We start from the raw sequence: 14917 nt of genomic DNA, 5'->3' as shown, positions 1-14917 counted from the left end.
GCACCGGCTCGTCGTCCTCGTACGGGCTTGTCATGGTTCCAGGTTACCGAGTCCGCGGGGCTCGCCGGTGCCGAGTTCGCGGGGCTGGTCGGCGACCACCTCGCCCTGGACGGCGTACGGGTCGATCTGGGGGGCGGTGGCGGCCTGGAGCAGCGGCTGGATCCCCGGTTCGCCGTGCCAGCGGTCGCTCCCGAGCACGCACCACGCGGTCAGGATGGACAGGGTCGGCACGGCCAGACCGCCGAGCTGGAGCGGTTCGGCGTTCTGGAATCCGAAGGTGATCTGCCAGTTGACCGGATCGGGATAGAACTCCTGCACCGAGTTGTAGTAGAAGCTCAACCAGCCGCGACCCGGCAGCTGACAGAGGATCCGGTAGTTCGTTGCGACGGTGGGGACCTCTTGCAGGTCTCGCCACATCAGCTCGGTGTTGCGCTTTGCTGCCGCCTTACGGCTCGCATTGACGGCAGCGTTGGCAGCCAACGCTCCGACGACGAGTGCCGGGTGACCGATGATGAAGCCACCGCTCTGCGTGTAGCGGCCACTCCCCCGGTACAGGCGGGCGTAATGCGCGGGTGTGTTGACGTACGCGACCTCACCCGGTTCGAGGACGAGACCGTAGATGGTCAACGGTTGCGGGTAGTTTCCGGACAGCAGCCAGCGCGCCCAGTCGATGCCGAGCTGCCACTCGTCGCGTTCGCGCTGCGCCGTACCGGCTCTGTTGTCGTTGCGGCCCACGGGACAGCATCGTAGTCGGCAAACGGCGTACAGCGCGTGCGCGTTACAGGTCGGGATCGGTTGCCGCACGATCGAGGCGTGTGACCTGAACGACGCGCCGCCGTGATGGTTTGGCGCCCGCCATGAGACTCCTGTCGACCATCATGGGGGCCTTGCCAACCGGAAGGACCCAGTCGTGAGCGCACTACGGACACGGGGCCTGATCGGTGCGACGTTTGTCGTGGCTGTACTCGGGTTGACCGCCGCCTGCGGTTCCGAGAACGCCTCGTCTCCGCCCGCCGCCCAGCCCACCGGTACACCGACGAGCAGCACGCCGACCCCGAGCACGCCCAGTACTCCGAGCAGCACCCCGAGCATGGACTGCCCCGACACGATCGCGGCGGTCAAGACCGCCACCGACAAGGTGGCCTGGGGAACCGGGACGGCCAAGTCCCTGTTCCAGCCGGTCTCCGTGACGATCTGCCAGTACGACGAGGGTGCGACCGGGCAGACCTACGCCAACGTGACCACCAAGCGCACCGCAGCGCAGGCGACCCAGCTGTTCGGGCTGGTCAACGCAGCGCCGCCGGTCGCGAAGAAGCCGGGTTTCTGCACCAAGGAACTCGGACCGACCTGGGTGCTGCGATTCACCGACAACGACCGCGGCGTGCTCTCCGTCACCGTGGAGTCCTTCGGCTGCCGCCGCCTGGTCGCGACCTCGCTGGAAGGCCAGGGCAAGCCCGGCGCACTGCCGGCGCCGCGCCAGGCGACCCCCGAGCTGATCAAGTCGCTCGGCCTGCGCTGACCCTGCGCCGGACGCGCCCCCCGAAGCCGTCCGGACCGGGTCACACCTGCGGTCCAGACCGGTTCACCCGGTCTGGACCGCCCGGTGACACCCAGCAACCGAAGCAGCCTCAAGCCGGCACGGTGAGATCAGACTGTGCGGCAACCAATGCAGCACCTGTGCAGCACTCTGAGCATCTCGATGCATCTAATAGATGTGAGGTGTTGTACGCCCAGCCGGGGAGTGGCGAGTGGAGTTCGAGGAGTACGTGTCCGCGCGCGGACAGGAACTGGTGCGGCTCGGTTTCACCGTCTCCGGCGACTACCAGCGGGCCGAGGACCTGGCGCAGATCGCGCTGATGCAGGCGTTCCGGTCCTGGCGCAAGGTGCGCAAGGCCGACGACCCGCATCACTACGTGCGGCGGATCCTGGTCAACGAGTACCTGTCGATGACGCGCAGGCGTTCGTTCACCGAGGCGCCGACGGCCGACGTCGACCCGCACCGCACGGTGCCCGATCCCGCCGCCGGCATCGTGGATTCCGACGACCTCTGGCATGCCCTGCAGGAGTTGTCGGCCCGGGAGAGGGTCGTTCTGGTACTGCGCTACTACCAGGACCTGGACGACCGCACGATCGCCGAGTTGCTCGGCATCAAACCGTCCTCAGTCCGGGCGACGGCCAGCCGCGGGCTGGCCACGCTGCGACTAGCCATATCCAGGACGGGCAAGCAGTCCAACCGTGTTGATGAGAGGTTGTCGTGAGCAATACTAATCTCGAGGATGAGCTGCGCGGGACGCTGGACCGCGCCGCGGCCTCCGTACCGCCGGCGACCGGTCTGTCCGACCGCGCCGCGACCGGAGTCCGCCAGGCCCGCCGTCGTACCTGGATGGTCTCGGGTGCGGCCGCGGTCGCAGTCGCCGCGGTCGCCGTCACCGGCTTTGCTCTCACCGGCGGCAACACACCGGAGCAGCCACCGGTTGCCGCCGGCGGAGCCCCCCAGAGCACAGCCACGACGACGACTGCGGTCCAGCCGCTCTCGGCCAAGACCGTGGCCGGCACCTGGCGCGCAACCCAGATCGCCGGCACGAAGGCGCTGAAGTCGGCCCGGCCGGAGGACCCGGTCCTCGTCTTCAAGGCCGACGGCACCTGGTCCGGTTCGGACGGCTGCAACTCGCTGCAGGGCACGTTCACCATCGGTCAGCGCGGTGAGTTCGCCGCGAAGATCGGTCCGCAGCACCTGATCGGCTGCGAGAACGTTCCGCACACCGGTGTCCTGCAGTCCGCCAAGCGGATCGCCGTCACCGAGGACACGCTCACGTTCGCTGCCGCGAACGGACAGGAGCTTGCGAGATACGCTCGCGCACGGTAGTCAAATTTGCTTGCTGACGGTGATCACCTATTGACTGAGCGGAGTCTCTGCGCGGACGATTGACCGAGGTCGTCCACCGATGAAGGAGCCCTGTGCGACTCTCAGCCACCGTCCCTCTGCTGGCCCTTGGCTCCGTCTCACTCCTCGCAGTCGGCCTCACCCCCACTGCAGCCGGGCGGCCACAGGCTGCTGCCACTACCACCGCAGCAACCTGTTCCCACGGCGGCCCGAGTGTGAGCGCCGCCGCGGCGAAGCGGCTGTCGCAGCCGACGTCGACCAAGGATCCACGCCCGCTCGGCGAGACCATGGGCGAAGGCATCGGGATCGCCGTCCGCTCACTGGAGCCGCTCGACGCGACCGGCCGACCGAAGTCCGGGCTGCCGTACGGGCTGAGCCAGGGCGTGATCGGCGTGATCGGTACGGCGACGACCGGCTACAAGGTCGTGGTCGACTCAGCAGTCCTGAACGAGAAGAAGTACCAGGCAGCCCTCGCCAAGAACATGCCGGCCGCCGGCAAGCAGATGGTCGGCCTCGAGCGCAGCTGCCGGTCGGCCAAGTCCATCGCCGACGCGTGGAACACGGTCGGCGCCCGCGCCTGGTCCGGCGACGCGAAGCGCACCACCTTCGGAGCCGACCTCGACCCGGTCACCGAGAACATCCAGGTCGAGTACGACGAGGCCAGCACCTCCGCCGACTCCATTGCGGGCCTGCGCGGACTGACCGGCGTACAGGCGATTGCGGGTGGTCTCGAGCGCACCTCCCGGCTGAGTGACACCCCGAAGGGCGGCCACTGGGGTGGCGCCCGCATCTCGTCCAGCTCGAAGAACTGCTCGGCCGGCTTCTCCGTCGTCCGCCGTTCCGACGGCAAGCGCGGCTCCGTGACCGCGGGCCACTGCGGCGGTGTCGGCACCACCTGGAAGTCCGGCCCGCACTTCTACGGCACCACCTCGGTCCGCACCAACTACCCCGACTACGACCAATCGTTGCTCACCGGCAGCAGTTACGGCCCGCGGATCTGGACCGACGGCCCCGGGGACTCCGCCTCCAAACGCACCGTCACCGGCGGCGCCGACCCGGGCGTAGGCACCGTCGTCTGCCAGTCCGGCAGCTTCAGCACCTCGCTCTGCGGCCTCACCGTCCGCTCCACCTCAGCCAAGTACTGCGATGTCGACGGCTGCACCACCTACGTCATCCGCGCCACCCGCGGCGGCCAGATCGCCATCATCGGCGGCGACTCCGGCGGCCCCGTCTACAGCCGCCCCAGCTCCGGCACCGCCACCATCCGCGGCATCACCTTCGCCGGCGCCGGCTGCGCCTCCTCCCGCTGCACCACCCTCTACGCCGAGCGCTACGCCTCCATCACCGGCCACCTAGGCGTCCGAGCCCTCACCGGCTGACCCGCGATCGAGCCGAGCAACGGCCGAGCTGAAGGACATCGGTTGGGTGCCCCCGGCAGGATTCGAACCTGCGGCACATGGTTTAGGAAACCATTGCTCTATCCCCTGAGCTACGGGGGCTCATTGGCGCGACGATCCTAGCGCAGCCAGGCCGACCGTCCCAGGCAGCCCTGACGCTGACCTGTGGACAACCAAACGGCGCCGAAACACATCACGGTTTCCCGACGAGTGGGAGTACGGGCGGAGTACGGGCAGCGGCGTGTGCCGGGTGGGTTCTACGGTGCAGTGCAGTAGCCCCCCTCTGAGAGGAAAATTCAGGATGTTCCGCGTCGTTCGTGCCACCCTGCTCGCTGCCGCGCTCGTCATGGGGGCGCTCGTCCCCACCGTCGGGAACACTGCTCCCGCGGCGGCGGCCGTGCAGAACAAGGCCTACCTCAAGCTGGTTTTCAACTGCGGGAAGGTGGGAGGTGTGTCGGTGACCATCGAGGGCCCCGGCGTCCGGGCCGGCGCCCGTGACACGATCGGCACCTACTACTTCCAGGGCCGAGGCGGAATCTACATCGTGAAGCGGCTCGCGAACGGCCGGATCGCCCCGAAGACGGCGTACCTCTCGGTGCGCGCGGGCACCACCCGGACTGTCTTGGTGTGCAACTCCAACTGGGCGTGAGCCTGCCGCCAGGCTGAATGACGAAAAGACGGTCACGACTACGGGTGTCGGGACCGGCGTCGGACCTGGCCGGCGTCGTCGATCCGCCGCCTCGCGGTACGGGTGCGGTACGGGCAGAGACATGTGAGCGACAACTCGTACTGTCGCGACACGGCCCCCAAGAGAGGAACTTGAACCACATGAGGAACATCCTGCGTCGACCGCGCACCCGTGGCGTGATCGTCGCCGCAGCACTGGCGGGCAGCCTGGTGTGCGGCCTCGCCGCGGCGGCTGGTGCGGACGTCATCAGCCCGAGCAGCCAGGCGGCCCCGGCTGCTCCCACCGCGCAGGCCGCTCCCGCTGCGGCAGCCGAGGCTGCGGCAACAGCGGCTGCGAGCTGCTCCAGCACCTACTTGGCCTACGGCAGCCGTGGCGCCTGCGTGACGCAGCTCCAGAGGAATCTGGGTGGCATCGGCGTGGACGGTGTGTACGGGTCGGCGACGCGCTCGCGGGTCCGGGCCTTCCAGGCCGACGCCCGGATCGGCGTCGACGGCAAGGTCGGGCCCCAGACCTGGCGGAAGCTGCGGACCTACGGCAGGGCGATGGCCTGGGCCGGTGGAATCACGCTGTACATGTGCGAGCTGCCGTCGAAGAACTTCCGCGTCTCCGTGTGGAACGACACCAGCAAGTGGGCCGACTGGGCCTACTACATGTCGGACAAGGGCTACCCGATCGACGGAGAGAAGATCGGGCCCAGCCGGCTCGTCAACCAGTTCAGCATCTACGCCGGCTCGTACGACGGCACGTCATTCACGACCTGGGTCGGGAGCAGCAAACACACCACCCGGCGCGTGGTCGACATCTCGCCCAGGGCTCTGCCTGCCTGCTAGCCCGAGACCGTGTCGGCCCGCTTGCCGTAGAGCGGGCCGACACGGGTGTGGATCACCAGGCCACCTCACCGTGCCGGTCGCGGAAGGTTCCGGTCGGCCCGTCCGGGCCGATGGTGGCGAGTTCGACTATTGCGTCGGTCCCCTCGGTCACGGTCTGCGGTCCGCTGTGACCGTTGAAGTCGGTCGCTGTGTAGCCCGGGTCGGCGGCGTTCACTTTCACCTCCGGCCAGGACTTCGCGTACTGCGTGGTGAGCATGGTCACCGCGGCCTTCGACGCCGTGTAGAGCGGCGCGAGGATCTTCGCCTCGACGCGCTCGGGGGCGTGGGTGGCCGCGAACGACCCCATGCCGCTCGACACATTGACGATGACCGGGTGCGCGGACTTGCGCAGCAGCGGCAGGAACGCGCGGGTGACCCGGACGATCCCCACGACATTGACGTCGAAGACCTCGCTGGCATCAGCGGCTGTGATCTGGTCGGCGGGGTTGTGCGTCCCCAAAATACCTGCGTTGTTGATCAGGATGTCGATACCGCCCTGGTGAGCCTCGACCTGGGCGGCGGCGGCCGCCACCGAGGCGTCGTCGGTCACGTCGATCTGGACGAAACCGGCCCCGAGCGCGTCGGCGGCCGCCTGGCCGCGCTCCGGGTCACGAGCACCGATGAGGACGGTGTAACCGGCCTCGATCAAGCGGCGGGCGGTCTCGTACCCGAGGGACCTGTTGGCTCCGGTGATGAATGTGGTCGTCATGCGTCCACTCTCGGCCTGTGGTGATCAGCCAGCCAGTGCTCTCCGTGACGGTAGGACGGCCAGTACCAGGCACGATGACGCACCGGCGGACACAATGGCGGAGTGGACGAGACGCTGGGCACGGCACTGCACCGCTGGCGCGACCGCCTATCTCCCACCGACGTCGGACTGACCTCACGGCCCGGACGACGTGCGGTGGGGCTACGCCGCGAGGAACTGGCCGAACTCGCCGGGCTGTCGGTCGACTACGTGGTCCGCCTGGAACAGGGACGCGCCAAAAACCCTTCGGCACAGGTCGTCGCGAGCCTGACCAGGGCACTGCAACTGCAGTCCCTGGAACGTGATCACGCCTACCGGCTGGCCGGCCTCCTACCTCCCCAGGAGGGGACGATCTCCACGCATGTTCCGGCCGGGGTCCAACGGATGCTGGCCCGCCTCGGGGAGTTTCCGGTGGGTGTGTTCAGTGCCGACTGGACCTTGCTGTCCTGGACCCCCGCATGGTCAGTCCTGATGGGCGACCCCAGCGCACGGACACTTGACGAGCGCAACCTGGCACGGGCGGTCTTCGCCACTGGGCCCAGCGGGCTCGCGTCCTGGCCGGTACTCCAGGACGGCGATGCTCTGAAACCCGCCCTCGTCGCCGACCTGCGCACAGCTCTCATCGACTACTCCCGCGACCGCGGCCTGACCAACCTCGTCGAGGAGCTGCGGTCCACCAGCGCGGAGTTCGCGCGCCTGTGGGACGAGGGCTCGGTCGGCCCGCACGTCTCGGCCCGCAAGACCGTCGTACACCCTCAGGTGGGTGAGGTGATCTGCGACTGCGACGTGCTCACCGTCCCAGGCTGCGACATCCGCCTCGTCGTCTACACAGTGGCCGCGGGTTCCCCTGATGCCGAAAAGCTGGAGTTCCTACGGGTCACCAACGGCGACCGCACGCCTCCGGGACTCGGCCTGTTCTCCACACCGTAACGATCGGCAGCGATGCGAGTCAGGGCCGCTTCGCGGCGATGGCGCCGTAGCGGCGCGCGACCTCATCGAATGCCTGCTTAGGTCGTTGTACGCCGTCCTCGGTCACCGCGATGACGCCGAAACCGGCCTTGTCGAGGTCGAGCTGAGGGGTATCGCGGTGCGGGAAATCGGGCATGGCGTAGGTGAAGACGAAACATCCGTGCACACCTTCCGCGTCGTACAGCTCGATGAGTTCGCCCAGGTAACGGGCCTGCACGGCCTCGTCGCGAGGATGGTCGCCCCGGATGCGTGGGGACTCGGCGAACCAGTTGACGATCTGGAAGGAGCCGGCGCCGCGGAGGTCGGCGCCGGTGAAGGCGCCGCAGCCGAACTCGGTGATGACGACGGGCTTGTCGTTGTCGCGCACCAGGGTCCGGACGCGGTCCAGGTACGTGGTGTGGTTGCGGCGGCCGCGGTACAGGCTGACGCCGACGAGGTCGAACGGGGACCAGTCGACGTTCTCCCACCCGGCCGCGGAGTAGGTGACAGGGCCGTGGAAGCGCCGCCGGGCAATAGCCGCCGCGGCGCTGAGCAGCTTGTGGAGCCGTCGATCGATCCTCCGCTGCAGAACGCGGTGGAAACGCAGAATGAGCTTCAAGCGCAGGAACGAGCGAGGGCCGGGAACGATGCCGGGCGCGGTGTGGGAGAACTCGCTGCCGACGAAGAGCGTCACCTGGTCAGGATGTGCTTGACGAAGTTCTTCGGCTGCGGCCGCGATGTCGTCCAGGTGCTCCAGCAGTTGCGACTGCGGCATCTCGGGGACGTTGGGCCGGAGGTAGACACCGAGGCCGATAGCGAGTGCAGTGCGGGCGGCGCTGATCAGCTGCTCTCCGTCCGCACCGATCAGCATCACTGTGGTGCAGTGCAGCTCCCGGGCGATGATCTCGAGATCTCGGCGTACGTCATCGCCGTCCTCGCCGATCAGGTAGGAGATTCCCCGGATCTTCAGCATTGACTCGGCTCCTGATGCATCGGCCCCCACGTGTGCGCGGGAGCCGATGCCAAGAGAGTCAGCGGCCGGTGGCTTCGCCGAACTTGTCGGTCGCCTGGTCGGTCAGACCTTCGGTGGGAAGGTCGATGCCGGTGGCGCCGGTGACCTGGTCGCCGAACGCGTTGGCCTGGTCCTGGGCTGCTTCCGCGTGGCCCTGGGCCTGGTCGGCCAGACCCTCGGTGGCCTGGGTGGCCTGGTCGGCGACGCCGCCGACATCCACACCCGTGGTTTCGGCGATCTTGTCGGTGGCACCGGACAGGTCGATACCGGTGGCCTCGGTGACCTTGTCGGTCGCGCCCGAGAGGAGCTCGGTGGCCTTGTCCTTGAGGGAGTCGAAGATGCCCATGAGGGAGAACCCTTCAGTCATTGTTGGCTAGGAGGGAATCACCCAGCGTAACAAGAGGCTCCAAAGCCCGAATCAGGGGACAATCGCCGGGTGAAGAAGCCGGAGACCGATCCCGTGATCGCGCGCAACCGCAAGGCTGCCCACGAGTACGAGCTGGGTGAGTCCTGGGAGGCCGGGATCGTGCTCCAGGGTATGGAGGTGAAGGGTCTCCGGGCCGGCCGGGCATCGCTGGTCGGCGGCTTCGCGCAGGTCGAGGACAGCGAGATCTGGCTGCACGGCGTCCACATCCCGCAGTACTCGCAGGCACGCTGGTTCGAGGGTGGTTCGCGCCGTAAGCGGAAGCTGCTGCTGCACCGCGCCCAGATCGACAAGATCGAGCGCAAGGTGAACGAGAGCGGCCTGACCATCGTCCCGGTGAAGCTGTACTTCAAGGACGGTCGCGCAAAGGTCGAGATCGCCCTGGCCCGCGGCAAGAAGACCTGGGACAAACGCCACGCCCTCGCCGAACGCGAAGCAACCCGCGAAACCGAACGCGCCCTCAACCGCCGCCTCAAGGGCCGCCCGGACTGACCGGCTGCAGGACAGAGCTCCGGACCTCATGGCGAGGTCCGGAGCTCTGGTGATTTCAGTTGTCGCGGACCCAGAGTTCGTAGTCGTCCCACGGTGCGGGGGAGCCGTTGAGGCAGGCGTAGGCTGCGATCCAGCCAAGCCTGACTCGCTCTGCGCCGACGGCCCTGCAGTCGTTGATATAGGTGAAGTACTCGCCGGTGAAGTAGTAGTCACCGGCCACCGTCGCAGGGGCAGGTGCGGGGGCTGCGACGGCCTGCACGGGCGTGCTGACCAGCGCGGCTGTTGCGGCGACGCCGGCCAGCGCGATCGCCAGTTTTCTCTTCTGCATGGAGCCTCCTTGTCGTTTCGCACGACCCTAGGAAGCGAACGGGTCACCGGCCTAGTCCGGAAAGAAGGCCTTCGGCTGTGGCTTGATGCAGGCACGCGGGCCGGGAGTGCGGGTGGTGGCTAGGGCGTAAGGTGGGGGTATCCGGAGTCGACGACATCCACCTTGCGGTGCCGGTTGTTCCGGCCACCCCGAGGGATGCGCCATGAAGGTTCGGTTCGAGTCCAGGTCCACGTCGTGAGCGGGTTTCAGTCGATGTCGAGAGTGGCGGGTTTCGAGCAGGAGCCGACAACACCGCGAGTGCGCCTGCGCGACGCGGCGAACCGTGAGTTGCCGCTGCACGGCGCCTGGTGGCCGCGGTCGGACGATCCGGTGACGGAGCTGCCGGGGCTGATCATGGCGCTGGACGAGCTGGGCGATGGCATCGTCACACGATTGCTGCTGCACCGGCCGTCCTGGAGTGCGCACCCGGCGCGGCTGACGGTGAACGGGCGCGTCGTCACGGTGGGGTACTTCACGACCCAGCCGCTGAACCTGCTGATCGCCATGCGCGACTCCTACGGCTGGCGGCTCGATCTGCTGACCATCCCGCCCGGTACGCCGGAGGACGTCGCCGAGCAGGCGATGGTCCAGGCCAGTGCGGACGACAACGACGTACCCGCGCAGTTCATCCTCTCCGGGATCGAGGCAGCGAACGGTGAGTGACCTGCGCGGCGCTGATCTGGGCGATGTCTGCCGTCGGTCGAACGCTGACCACGACCTTTCCCACCTGTACGCCGCTGTCGTGTCGGCGCGCGTGGCTGAGCGGCTAGGCCGTGGCGCGCGGCCGCCGGGTGGCGGCCTCCGCAGCAACGGGGATCGACTCATGACCGCGCTGGTCGCCTACGAGGAGGCCCTGGAGCGCTACGGGCTGCCGGTGCCCCCCGCGATTCGTGACGAGCTCCGGCTGCGCCGCGCACTGCCGTAAGGCTTAGCTCGCACGGGGTTTCGGGCCGCTGGAGCGCAGCGTGCCCAGCCGAGACAGCGCGTCGAACCAGAAGCGGGCACCCGGCAGAGTGGCGAGAGCCATCAGCAGCCAACCCAGCAGTGTGAGTAGAACTGCGCCCGCGCTCCCCATGCCGTGGCGCTCGAACCAGTTGCACGAGGCGTCCGGCAACGAACAGGTCGCAGTGACACCCCACCCGATCGGCAGACCAGACGCACGGACGTCCCGGATCTGCTGACGCAGGTCGTCCAGACACTCCGCCGGCGTACCTGCACAGTTGGAGCTGACGGTGGCTTGGGCGACGACAGCGCCGCGCAGCGCCTCGTCGGTGTAGAGGGAGCGGGTCAGCTCGACGACATTGACGTTGAAGGCGACGACAACGATCGACGCGAGGGCCAGCGAGATCCACCGCACGTGCCGCTTGTACCAGCCAGAGACGCGTGCCATGTGGTCGTCGTACCACTCCTCGATGCCGGCACGGAACTTCGCGACGTCCTCCCCCGCCTCCGCGAGCAGACTGAGCAGCGGTTGTTTCAAAGGGTTCGAGGCCTCGAGTGCATCAACCTTCGCCCGCACCTCGGTGATCGTCGTTGCGCCGGTGGAGTCCGGGACGAGCACCCCGACCAACGCGCGTGCGAACGAACGACCCGAGACGTACGACGGGAGACTCCGTCGATCCTTGACACTCAGCTTGGCGTTCCCCGCGTTCGCCGGCGCCGCCCCCTTGTCGGCCGACCGCGAGACCATCGGCTGCTCGACGATCCGCGTCACCATCGGCTGCACCGGCTCACCTGGCTTGAGCTCGGGCGCTCGCGACGTACGGCGAACCAGATCCGGCAACCGCAGCGCGAAATCGCTCTTGCCGTCGACCAGCGACCGGATGCCCCGCAGCAGGTACTCACCGCGCAGCCCGATGTAGCGCGCGACCGCCTCGGTCAGCACGGAGACCAGCACCGAGAAGGCCGCGAAGGTGAAGACGAGTCCGATGACGGTCTGCAGAATCAAGCTGTCCATGACGATCCTCACAGCAGGCGGAGGTCAATTGACGCACAGTGATCAGCCCCTCCACAACGGCGCACAGTAGGTTGGAGCCATGGCGTTACAGGTGGTTGTGGGGCGGGGTCCTGTCGGTACGGCGGTAGCGCGGTTGCTGGTGCAGCGCGGAGATCGTGTGAAGCTCATCAGTAGGCGGGGTGGCGCACCGGACGGCATCGAGGGTGTAGCGGCCGATGCAACGAACGGCGACGAGCTGGGGCGAATCGCCGAGGGCGCTGCGGCGATCTACTCGTGCGCAGGACCGGCGTACCACCAGTGGGCCACTGACTGGCCGCCGCTGGGCGCAGGGCTCGTACGGGCGGCCGAGCTCAGCAAGGCAGTGCTGGTGACAACCGGAAACCTCTATGCGTACGGCGAAGTCGACGGCCCGATCCGCGAGGACCTGCCGTTGCGACCGAACTCCGTCAAGGGTGAGGTCCGCGCACAGGTGTGGACCGAGGCACTCAAGGCACACGAGGCGGGCCGGATCCGGACCGCCGAGGTCCGCGGTTCGGACTATCTCGGGGCGGGCGCGATCTCGCCGTACAGCGTGCTAGTGCTGCCCAAACTCCTTGCAGGTAAGGCGGCTTCGATCCCCGCCGATCTCGACGTACCGCACAGCTGGACGTACGTCGGCGACGTCGCGCGGACGCTGCTTGCAGTCGCCGACGACGACACCAAATGGGGTCGCGCCTGGCACGTGCCGAGCCCGGAACCGCTGTCACTGCGCGCACTCGCGACCCTGACCGCAGAGCTCGCCGGTACGGCGCCCGCCCGGATCTCGTCGATGCCCTCGTTCGTGCTGCGGCTGGGCGCGCTCTTCGACCCGACCGCCCGCGCATCGGTCGAGACGCAGTACCAATGGCGCCGTCCGTTCACCGTCGACAGCACTCCAGCAATGGTTGCCTTCGGCATCGAACCGGTCTCCGTGACGGACGCCGTCCAGGAGATGATCGAACTGAATCGCTCTACCGGGCGTCAGTAGTTGGAGGCACACCCTAAGCTGTGCGGGTTCGACGGGGATACCGAAGCCGGAAGGGCTGGGATGAGTTCGAGGAAACCACGTCGCTGGGTGCGGCGGCTGGTGGTCACGCTGATCGTGCTTGCGGTGCTCGCGGTTGCGGCCGACCGGGCCGCGGCCTGGGCTGCCGAGAACCGGCTGGCCTCGATGGCCGAGCAGCAGGCGGCGCGCTACGACCTGACCGCTCAGGACACCTCCGTCCAGATCGGCGGATTCGGGTTCCTTCCGCAGGTGGCGAAGGAGGAGTTCTCGTCGGTGACGATGACGATGACGAAACCGACGTTCTCCGAGGTGCCGGGTGAGAACCTCAAGGTGAAGATGACCGGCGTCCACGTCCCGCGGGCCGTGATCACCGGCGGCAACGGCGCGTCGGTCACCGTCGACAACACCGACATCCGGCTGGCACTGTCGCCGGCCGAGGTCGCGAAGCTCGCCGCCCGCGGCACCGGGCTCGGCGGGCTGAAGATGGAGGCCGTCGAGGGCAAACTGCGGGCCAAGCTGACGTTGGGCACCTTCGACATCGACGTCGCCGTCACCCCGACCGCGAAGAACGGCCGGGTCGCCCTGGCCGTCGACGAGATCTCCAGCAACGTGCCGGCGGCCGCCCGCGACCTGCTCAAGGCCCGGCTCGCCCGCGGGATCTCCCTGCCGAAGCTGCCGTACGACGCCACCCTCAAGGAGGTCGCGGTCGAAAACGGCAACGTCGTCCTGATCGCCACGGCCGCGAACCTCAAGATGAACACCTGAGCGCACCTGCCCTGCTGAGCACCCACCCAACCCCTAGGGGTTCGGTGGGTGTTTTTCATCCCTCCGAGGGGTTGGGTACCGATCGTTCGCGATATATCGTCGAAGTATCGGAGCCTGAAGGATGGTGGATCGGAATGACGGGATCGGCGTACGCGGCCGGCTGGCCCTGGGCCCGCGCGGAGCGCAACTGTGACGACTTCTTCGAGAATCTCAAACGCGACCTGCACACCGCGATGGGCGGCCGGCGCGGGCACCGCGGGCATCAGGGGTTCGGCGGTGGACCGTGGGCCATGTTCGGCGGACCGCAGTTCGGGCCGCCGCCGTGGGGAGCGGGTCCGCGCGGACCGAAGGCCCGGCGGGGCGACGTGCGGGCCGCGATCCTCGCCGTACTGGCTGAGCAGCCGATGAACGGCTACCAGATCATCCAGGAGATCGCCGAGCGCAGCGGCGGCGCGTGGAAGCCGAGCCCCGGCTCGATCTACCCGACCCTGCAGCAGCTCGAGGACGAGGGCCTGGTGACGGCCGACGCCGAGACCGGACGGCGGACGTTCACCCTGACCGACGAGGGCCGGGCGTACGTCGCCGAGCACGCCGACGAGGTCGCAGCGCCTTGGGAGGCGATGAGCGCGCCCACGGAGTCCGACGACAACGGCCTGAAGCCGATGCTCGGTCAGGTCGCCGCCGCGATGTGGCAGATCGTCTCCACCGGCACGCCGGAGCAGCAGGCTCAGGCCAAGGACGCGGTGGCCGAGTTGCGCCGGAAGCTCTACGGCATCCTCGCCGACGACCGGCCGGCGGACGACGAGCGATGAGCACGCCCCAATGGCAAGGCCCTGAGTGGTACGACGCAGCCGCGCGGAACCGGCCGCTGCGATCGGTGCGGCAGGATCGGGACGACCGCGGTAGCCGGGCCGCACGCCGCGCGGTCCGGATCGGGGATTCGGAGCGGGATCGCGCGGTGGAGTTGCTCGGTGAGCACTTCGTGGCCGGCCGGCTGACCCAGGACGAGTTCGAGGAACGCAGCGAGACTGCGACCCGGGCCCGGTACGCCGATGAGCTGGAGCCGCTCTTCGAAGACCTTCCGGTCTCGGGTGAGCTGCAGGTGGCGCGCGGGCGTCACCCACAACAGTTCGCGATGCCGTCGCCGCTGTTCCTCGTGTTGCCGTTTCTGATGGTCGGCCTGGTTGTCACGGCTGTCACGCTGACCGCGCCCTGGCTGTTGTGGGGCGTGTTCTGGGTGGCGATCTTCAGCAGCATGCACCGCCGCCGGCATCACCACCGAGGTCCGCGCGGAAACTTCTCCACCTGATGTCAAAGTGCACGTGACGGCTCCGACCGAGGG

20 protein-coding genes and 1 tRNA gene are annotated in these 14917 nt (G+C 68.2%); 14 read left to right on the top strand and 7 right to left on the bottom strand.

Features of this window, described 5'->3' with window-relative positions:
* Positions 1-30: 30 nt before the first annotated feature.
* Complete coding sequence (locus ACFCV3_RS18780) at positions 31-735, bottom strand: hypothetical protein (protein ID WP_376031335.1); 705 nt, start codon at positions 733-735, stop codon at positions 31-33.
* Positions 736-910: 175 nt separating this feature from the next.
* Here ACFCV3_RS18780 and ACFCV3_RS18775 point away from each other — a divergent pair, with 175 nt between their 5' ends.
* From ACFCV3_RS18775 to ACFCV3_RS18760, 4 genes are all read left to right on the top strand, one after another.
* Positions 911-1519 (top strand): hypothetical protein, encoded by a 609-nt coding sequence (locus tag ACFCV3_RS18775; protein WP_376031333.1) that lies wholly within the window; start codon positions 911-913, stop codon positions 1517-1519.
* A 229-nt stretch (positions 1520-1748) separates the two neighbouring features.
* Entirely contained in the window at positions 1749-2258 is a 510-nt protein-coding gene (locus tag ACFCV3_RS18770) for a SigE family RNA polymerase sigma factor (RefSeq protein WP_376031331.1), read from the top strand.
* Positions 2255-2866 carry an META domain-containing protein gene (locus ACFCV3_RS18765; RefSeq protein WP_376031329.1) on the top strand — a complete coding sequence of 204 codons (612 nt, stop codon included), beginning with the start codon at positions 2255-2257 and terminating at the stop codon, positions 2864-2866. The genes ACFCV3_RS18770 and ACFCV3_RS18765 overlap by 4 nt, the downstream gene beginning before the upstream one ends.
* 92 nt (positions 2867-2958) lie before the next feature.
* On the top strand, positions 2959-4263 hold the full coding sequence (locus ACFCV3_RS18760; RefSeq protein WP_376031328.1) for a S1 family peptidase: 1305 nt from the start codon (positions 2959-2961) through the stop codon (positions 4261-4263).
* 47 nt (positions 4264-4310) lie between these two features.
* Here the strand turns inward: ACFCV3_RS18760 and ACFCV3_RS18755 are convergent.
* Positions 4311-4383: transfer RNA gene (locus tag ACFCV3_RS18755), tRNA-Arg, on the bottom strand.
* A 199-nt stretch (positions 4384-4582) separates the two neighbouring features.
* Between ACFCV3_RS18755 and ACFCV3_RS18750 the strand changes: the two genes are divergently transcribed.
* Positions 4583-4930, top strand: coding sequence for a hypothetical protein (locus ACFCV3_RS18750; RefSeq protein ID WP_376031326.1), 348 nt, complete (start codon positions 4583-4585; stop codon positions 4928-4930).
* 179 nt (positions 4931-5109) lie between these two features.
* Complete coding sequence (locus ACFCV3_RS18745) at positions 5110-5799, top strand: peptidoglycan-binding protein (RefSeq protein WP_376031324.1); 690 nt, start codon at positions 5110-5112, stop codon at positions 5797-5799.
* A gap of 52 nt (positions 5800-5851) precedes the next feature.
* On the opposite strand, the gene ACFCV3_RS18740 is transcribed toward ACFCV3_RS18745, so the two are convergent.
* Positions 5852-6547, bottom strand: coding sequence for an SDR family NAD(P)-dependent oxidoreductase (locus ACFCV3_RS18740; RefSeq protein WP_376031322.1), 696 nt, complete (start codon positions 6545-6547; stop codon positions 5852-5854).
* Between the two features lie 102 nt (positions 6548-6649).
* Between ACFCV3_RS18740 and ACFCV3_RS18735 the strand changes: the two genes are divergently transcribed.
* Positions 6650-7516 (top strand): helix-turn-helix transcriptional regulator, encoded by an 867-nt coding sequence (locus tag ACFCV3_RS18735; protein WP_376031320.1) that lies wholly within the window; start codon positions 6650-6652, stop codon positions 7514-7516.
* Positions 7517-7535: 19 nt separating this feature from the next.
* Here ACFCV3_RS18735 and ACFCV3_RS18730 read toward each other — a convergent pair whose 3' ends face one another.
* A complete protein-coding gene (locus ACFCV3_RS18730) occupies positions 7536-8507 on the bottom strand; it encodes a hypothetical protein (RefSeq protein ID WP_376031319.1) in 972 nt (323 codons plus the stop codon).
* Between the two features lie 58 nt (positions 8508-8565).
* A complete protein-coding gene (locus ACFCV3_RS18725) occupies positions 8566-8892 on the bottom strand; it encodes a hypothetical protein (protein WP_376031317.1) in 327 nt (108 codons plus the stop codon).
* Positions 8893-8982: 90 nt separating this feature from the next.
* Between ACFCV3_RS18725 and smpB the strand changes: the two genes are divergently transcribed.
* The gene (gene smpB, locus ACFCV3_RS18720; RefSeq protein ID WP_376031315.1) at positions 8983-9462 is read left to right on the top strand and encodes an SsrA-binding protein SmpB; all 480 of its coding nucleotides are present in this window, start codon (positions 8983-8985) and stop codon (positions 9460-9462) included.
* Positions 9463-9517: 55 nt separating this feature from the next.
* Here the strand turns inward: smpB and ACFCV3_RS18715 are convergent, their stop codons facing one another.
* Entirely contained in the window at positions 9518-9790 is a 273-nt protein-coding gene (locus ACFCV3_RS18715) for a hypothetical protein (protein ID WP_376031313.1), read from the bottom strand.
* 252 nt (positions 9791-10042) lie between these two features.
* Between ACFCV3_RS18715 and ACFCV3_RS18710 the strand changes: the two genes are divergently transcribed.
* Together ACFCV3_RS18710 and ACFCV3_RS18705 are read left to right on the top strand one after the other, a co-directional pair.
* Entirely contained in the window at positions 10043-10492 is a 450-nt protein-coding gene (locus ACFCV3_RS18710; RefSeq protein ID WP_376031311.1) for a DUF5994 family protein, read from the top strand.
* Positions 10485-10754, top strand: a complete 270-nt coding sequence (locus ACFCV3_RS18705) for a hypothetical protein (RefSeq protein ID WP_376031309.1) — start codon at positions 10485-10487, stop codon at positions 10752-10754. Before ACFCV3_RS18710 ends, ACFCV3_RS18705 begins: the two co-directional genes overlap by 8 nt.
* A gap of 3 nt (positions 10755-10757) precedes the next feature.
* On the opposite strand, the gene ACFCV3_RS18700 is transcribed toward ACFCV3_RS18705, so the two are convergent.
* Positions 10758-11786, bottom strand: a complete 1029-nt coding sequence (locus ACFCV3_RS18700; protein WP_376031307.1) for a hypothetical protein — start codon at positions 11784-11786, stop codon at positions 10758-10760.
* Between the two features lie 79 nt (positions 11787-11865).
* On the opposite strand from ACFCV3_RS18700, the gene ACFCV3_RS18695 reads away from it, so the two are divergent.
* The 4 genes from ACFCV3_RS18695 (at position 11866) to ACFCV3_RS18680 (ending at position 14884) form a co-directional block, all read left to right on the top strand.
* A complete protein-coding gene (locus tag ACFCV3_RS18695; RefSeq protein WP_376031306.1) occupies positions 11866-12792 on the top strand; it encodes an NAD-dependent epimerase/dehydratase family protein in 927 nt (308 codons plus the stop codon).
* A 60-nt stretch (positions 12793-12852) separates the two neighbouring features.
* Complete coding sequence (locus ACFCV3_RS18690; protein WP_376031304.1) at positions 12853-13575, top strand: DUF2993 domain-containing protein; 723 nt, start codon at positions 12853-12855, stop codon at positions 13573-13575.
* A gap of 134 nt (positions 13576-13709) precedes the next feature.
* Positions 13710-14387, top strand: a complete 678-nt coding sequence (locus ACFCV3_RS18685; protein WP_376031302.1) for a PadR family transcriptional regulator — start codon at positions 13710-13712, stop codon at positions 14385-14387.
* A complete protein-coding gene (locus ACFCV3_RS18680) occupies positions 14384-14884 on the top strand; it encodes a DUF1707 domain-containing protein (RefSeq protein WP_376031300.1) in 501 nt (166 codons plus the stop codon). The genes ACFCV3_RS18685 and ACFCV3_RS18680 overlap by 4 nt, the downstream gene beginning before the upstream one ends.
* Positions 14885-14917: the final 33 nt, after the last annotated feature.

Source organism: Kribbella sp. NPDC056345 (genome assembly GCF_042262745.1).
Lineage (GTDB): Bacteria > Actinomycetota > Actinomycetes > Propionibacteriales > Kribbellaceae > Kribbella.
This window is presented reverse-complemented; position numbering and strand designations above follow the sequence as displayed.